This is a genomic window from Nocardiopsis xinjiangensis YIM 90004 (genome assembly GCF_000341145.1).
Classification (GTDB): domain Bacteria; phylum Actinomycetota; class Actinomycetes; order Streptosporangiales; family Streptosporangiaceae; genus Nocardiopsis; species Nocardiopsis xinjiangensis.
Genome location: NZ_ANBE01000069.1, coordinates 1 through 5,662, shown reverse-complemented (window position 1 = coordinate 5,662; position 5,662 = coordinate 1). Strand labels below are relative to the sequence as shown.

Annotated in this window: 4 protein-coding genes and 1 pseudogene; all 5 read right to left on the bottom strand. The window is 69.1% G+C overall.

Annotated features, from left to right (window positions below; genetic code table 11):
* A pseudogene (locus D473_RS0123690) lies at nucleotides 1–453 on the bottom strand (glycosyl transferase); the annotation flags it as partial.
* Nucleotide 454: 1 nt separating this feature from the next.
* On the bottom strand, nucleotides 455–1,723 hold the full coding sequence (locus D473_RS0123685; protein ID WP_033353952.1) for an activator-dependent family glycosyltransferase: 1,269 nt from the start codon (nucleotides 1,721–1,723) through the stop codon (nucleotides 455–457).
* A gap of 14 nt (nucleotides 1,724–1,737) precedes the next feature.
* A complete protein-coding gene (locus D473_RS0123680) occupies nucleotides 1,738–3,042 on the bottom strand; it encodes an activator-dependent family glycosyltransferase (protein ID WP_017611527.1) in 1,305 nt (434 codons plus the stop codon).
* Nucleotides 3,039–4,217 carry a nucleotide disphospho-sugar-binding domain-containing protein gene (locus D473_RS0123675; protein WP_449406462.1) on the bottom strand — a complete coding sequence of 393 codons (1,179 nt, stop codon included), beginning with the start codon at nucleotides 4,215–4,217 and terminating at the stop codon, nucleotides 3,039–3,041. Before D473_RS0123675 ends, D473_RS0123680 begins: the two co-directional genes overlap by 4 nt.
* A 53-nt stretch (nucleotides 4,218–4,270) precedes the next feature.
* Nucleotides 4,271–5,566: an activator-dependent family glycosyltransferase gene (locus D473_RS0123670; protein WP_017611525.1), complete on the bottom strand. Its 1,296-nt coding sequence runs from the start codon at nucleotides 5,564–5,566 to the stop codon at nucleotides 4,271–4,273.
* Nucleotides 5,567–5,662 lie beyond the last annotated feature (96 nt).

The window sequence follows — 5,662 nt, the reverse complement described above, 5'->3', positions numbered from 1 at the left end:
CACACAGAACAGAACCCGACCATGCGCAGCACCACAGGCCTCGGCCGCGATCGGCCCCGCAGTGGAGAAGGGCTCCCACAGCACCAGGTCCGGCTGCCACTGGCACGCGAACTCCACCAGCCCCGCGATCATCGGGAAGTTCTGCTCACGGGCGGTCTCCCTGGCGAACCAGTAGCCGTCGCGGGCCTGCTCCCAGGTGACCTCGCCGACATCCATGAGATCGTACGGCCGGGGCAGTCCCGCCCTGCCTTCCTCGCGTTCCTCCTCGCTCTCCCTGGGCGGGGTGTCCCGCCCCACAGGCACGGCCGTCAGCCCCGCGTCGGTGATGGCCTCGGTCAGCCGGGGCGGTGCGGCCACGCGGACCTCGTGCCCGGCGGTCCGCAACGCCCACGCCAGGGGCACCAAGTACTGGAAAATGCTCTTGTGGGCGCCTGTACACACCAACACCCGCATGTCAGACCACCCCTCCGGACACCCTCGACTCCAGTTGCTCCGCCACCTGGTTGGGTGACGGCAAGGACCCCACCTCCGCCGCCAAAACCGCCGCACGCTCACCGAAGACCGGCTCGTCCAACAACCGATCCACCGCCTCACGCACCGTGTCGCCGTCGGCCTGGGTCGGGTGCAGGACCAGAGAACCGCCCTGTCCCCCCGCGCGGCGGGCGAGCAGCGGCTCGTCGAACTCCCACGGCAGGGTCAGTTGGGGCACCCCGTGGGCGGCCATCGTCAGGAACGTCCCCGGGCCGGCGTGGTTGACCACGGCGTCGCAAGTGGCGGCCAGGTCGGCCAGAGGCACGTAGGACACCATCCGGACGTTGTCCGGTACCGGCCCCACCTTCTCCTGCTCGGCCTCGGGGACAGTGGCCACCACATCCACGCCCAACTCGGCCACCCCTTCGAGCATCTTCCGCATGTGCGATGCGTACGCGCGCTGCCCGGTCGCGGTGACCCCCAGTGTGACCGCCACCCGGGGACGTCCGGGCCGCTCGCGCAACCACCTCGGAACCACGGAGCGCCCCCCGTAGGGCACGTACCGCATCGGCACGTACTCCAGCTCATCCGCGCGCACCCCAAGGGAGTCAGGGACCGGATCGACGGTGAACTGTCCGGTGACCAGGTCCTCGGAGAACTCGAACCCGTACTTGCGCCCGTAACCCTCGAGCCACTCCCGCAGTGGATCCACGCGTTCGCCCTCGGGCTGCTGCTCGCGCAGCTCCAGGAAACGCTCCCGCGCCACCCCGAACACGTCCACGCCGAACAAGACCCGGCCGTGCGCTGCACCGATCGCAGCGGCAGCCACCGAACCGGCGTAGGCGAAGGGCTCCCACAGCACCAGGTCCGGCTGCCACTGGCGCGCGAACTCCACCAGCCCCGCGATCATCGGGAAGTTCTCCACCTTGCATCCCTGCTGCACGGTGTCGAAGTAGCCTTCGAGCATCCGGTTCCACTGGGCCCGTTCCGGGTGTTCGGCCACGTCCCACGGCGGGTAGAGGCCGGCCCGCGCCAGCTCCACCAGTTCCGGGGTCTGCCCCGGGAGCGGACGCTCCAGGTCGCGCCTGCGGCCGACGGGTACCGCGGTCAGCCCGGCCTGGGTGACGGTGTCGGCGAAGTTCGGGTAACTGGCCACGCGAACGTCGTGTCCGGCGGTGCGCAGCGCCCACGCCAACGGCACCATCGGGTAGAAGATCGTCGACTGCGGTGTGGTCACGAGCAGCACTCGCATGGTTCGTTCCCCGTTCATCGGTCGCTGCGGTGGCGTTCGGTAAAGGCCTCCAGGTCGGAGACCGCCTCGGTGGGGGACTTGGAGGAGATGATCTGCTCGCGCAAGTCGGCAGCGCGCTCACGGAAGGAGGGCTCATCGAGGACGCGCCGGACGGCCTCACGCACGGTCGCGGCGTCGGCCTTCTCCGGGGACAGTGCCAGGGTGCTGCCGTACTCTGCTGCACGGCGTGCGAGTTCGGGCGCCTCGAAGTCCCAGGGCAGGGCCACCTGCGGCACTCCGTACAGGCCCATAGCCATCATCGTGCCGAGCCCGGCGTGGTTGACCACGGCGTCGCAAGTGGCGGCCAGGTCGGCCAGAGGGACGTACGGCACCATCCGGACGTTGTCCGGGAGGGGGGCCATCTTCTCCTGCTCGGCCTCGGGGACAGTGGCCACCACCTCCACGTCCAGGTCAGCTACCCCCTCCAGGACCTCCCGTAGGTCCACGGGGTAACCGGAGAACTGACTGATCGCTGCTACCCCCATACTCACCGCGACGCGGCTGCGTTCGGGGCGTTCGCGCAACCACCTCGGGACCACGGCGGGCCCGCCGTAGGGCACGTACCGCATCGGCACGTACTCCAGTTCCCGCGCACGCATCCCCCACGCCCGCGGGAACTGGTCGACGGTGAACTGTCCGGTGACCAGGTCCTCGGAGAACTCGAACCCGTACTTGCGCGCGTAACCCTCGAGCCACTCCCCGAGCGGATCGACCCGCTCCCCCTCGGGCTGCTGTTCACGCAGCTCCAGGAAACGCTCCCGCGCCACCCCGAACACGTCCATCGTCCACAGCAGGCGTCCGTGCGCCGCGCCGCAGGCCTTGGCCGCGATCGCCCCGGCGAAGGCCATCGGTTCCCACAGCACCAGGTCCGGCTTCCACTGGCGCGCGAACTCCACCAGCCCCGCGACCAACGGGAAATTCTCCAGACGGTGCCAGGAGTACAGTGCTTCGTAGTAGCCCTCCAGGGCCTCCTCCCAATCGGTGCCCTCGGGGTCCTCGGCGATGTCGTAGGGCCGGGGCAGTCCGCGGCGGGCCTCTTCCAGGAGCTCCTCGGTCTGTCCAGGCAGGAGTTGGAGCATGTTCCGGTCGCGGCCGACGGGTACCGCGGTCAGCCCGGCCTGGGTGATGGTGTCGGCGAAGTTCGGGTAACTGGCCACGCGAACGTCGTGCCCGGCGGTGCGCAGCGCCCACGCCAACGGCACCATCGGGTAGAAGATCGTGCTCAAGGGGGTCGTCACGAACAGGATGCGCATGTGTCGTTCGTCCTCGGTCTGGGTCACCGGACATTCCGGTGCCGTGCGGTGAGGCCCTCCAGGATGGAGACGACCTCGTTGGGAGCGGGCCGGCCACGGATCCGTGTCCTCAGTTCCTCGGCACGCTCATGGAACCGGGGTTCTTCCAACACCCGCCGGACGGCCTCCCGTACGGAGTCGCCGTCGGCCCCACGCGGGTAAACCGTGAGCCCGCCTCCGTACTCGGTGGTACGGCGAGAGAGGCCGGGGGCATCGAAGTCCCAGGGCAGGGTCACCTGCGGCACTCCGTACAGGGCCATCGACAGCAGGGTCCCGAGCCCGGCGTGGTTGACCACGGCGTCGCAAGTGGCGGCCAGGTCGGCCAGAGGCACGTACGGCACCATCCGGACGTTGTCCGGGAGGGGGGCCATCTTCTCCTGCTCGGCCTCGGGGACAGTGGCCACCACCTCGGCATCCAGGGAAGACAGGCCGGTCAGGATCCCGTGTGCGTCAACCGCGTTGGGAGCGTCGTGCTCGGCAGCACTGATGCCGAGGGTGAGCGCGATCCTCTGGCGCTCGGGCCGCTCACGCAACCACTCCGGGACCACAGCAGGCCCGCCGTAGGGCACGTACCGCATCGGCACGTACTCCAGGCCCCGCGCCTGTGCGCCCAATTCCTCGGGGAGCTGCTCGACGGTGAACTGCCCGGTGACCAGGTCCTCGGAGAACTCGAACCCGTACTTGCGCCCGTAGCCCTCGAGCCACTCCCGCAGCGGGTCGGCCCGCTCGCTCTCGGGCTGCTGTTCACGCAGATCCAGGAAACGCTCCCTGGTCACCCCGAACGCGTCCACACACCACAGCAGGCGTCCGTGCGCGGCANCCAGGTCCGGCTGCCACTGGCGCGCGAACTCCACCAGCCCCGCGACCAACGGGAAATTGGCCGGCTTGTGCCAGGTCTCGACGATCTCGGCGTAGTCGGCGCACAGACGGCCCCAGTCGGCACCGATCTCCTCGGGCACGGCCCCGTAGGGCTCGGGGAACCCCTCCTCGGGCTGCCACACCCATTCCGGGTCACGCCGCTGGATGAGGGTCCACAGGTCCGTGTCGCGACCGACGGGTACCGCGGTCAGCCCGGCCTGGGTGATGGTGTCGGCGAAGGACGGCAGGCTCGCGACCCGGACCTCGTGTCCAGCGGTCCGCAGCGCCCACGCCAGCGACACCATGGGCATGAAATGCGCCCGTTCGGGCAAGGCGACGAAGAGAACACGCACGCCCGTCACCGCTTCCCGGTGCGGGAACGATGATGCTCCACCTTGGCCTCCAGCACGGGGCCCAGCTCGTTGGGCGAAGGCAACTCGTCCATCTGGGATCGCAACCGCGCGACACCGTCCTCGAACTCCTCCCCATCGAGGAGCCGCAGCAGGAACCCCCGTACCTCGGCACCGGTGGTCCGCCGCGGATCGACGGACAGGCCGGCTCCGACCTCGGCTATTCCGCGGCCGAGGACGGGCCCGTCGTCCGCGGCCGGGAGCACGAGCTGGGAAACGCCGTTGAGGGCCACCGTCGACATGGTTCCGTATCCTCCGTGGTGGATGACGGCGGCGCAGGTGGGCACCAGCGCCAGCAGAGGCACGTAAGAGACGACCCGCACGTTGTCGGGGATCCGACTCAGCCGATCCTGTTGGGATTCGGCGATCGTCGCGACGACCTCGATGTCGAGGTCGGCGACGGCGTCGAGCACATCCTGGACGTCGACCGCGTAGTCGGCCTGGTGGTCGGTGGTGCTCAACCCGAGAGTGAGGGCGACCCGGGGGCGTTTCGGGGTCTCCTGGAGCCACTTGGGCACAGTGGCCGGCCCTCCGTAGGGCACGGGCCGCATCGGCACATAGTCGAGCCGTTCGGAATGCATGTTGAGTGCATCGGGCAACTGGTCGACGGTGAACTGCCCGGTGACCAGGTCCTCGGAGAACTCGAACCCGTACTTGCGCGCGTAACCCTCGAGCCACTCCCCGAGCGGATCGACCCGCTCCCCCTCGGGCTGCTGTTCACACAGATCCAGGAACAGGTCGCGCGCGATGGCCTCGACGTCGATGGCGAATACCAGGCGGCCGTGCGCCGCCCCGCAGGCGCGGGCGGCGATCCCGCCCGCGAACGTGTTGGCCTCCCACAGCACCAGGTCCGGCTGCCACTGGCGCGCGAACTCCACCAGATCGGAGACCAAAGGGAAATTGGCCGGCTTGTGCAGGCGCTTGACCACACGCTCGAAACCGTCCCGCACGTACTCCCAAGTGACCTCGTCAGGCCGCATGAGAGCGCTGGCGTAGGGCGCGTAGAGCTCTCCGTCCTTGCCGTCACTTTCGTCGATCCAGTCCGGGATCCGGCCGATGATGTTCCACACGTCCCGGTCGCTCCCCACCGGGACGGCGGTCAGGCCCGCCTGGGTCACGGTGTCGACGAACTTCGGCTGGACGGCGAAACACACTTCGTGTCCGGCGGTCCGCAGCGCCCACGCCAACGGCACCAGGAGCTGGAAGTGCGTCTTCTCCGAGTAGGTGGTGAACAGTATTCGCATCTCGAACCTCGCTTGATCAGGGGGAAGACGTCCGGACGATGTCCTCCAGTGCAGTGGCCACCTGGTTGGGTGACGGCAAGGACCCCACCTCCGCCG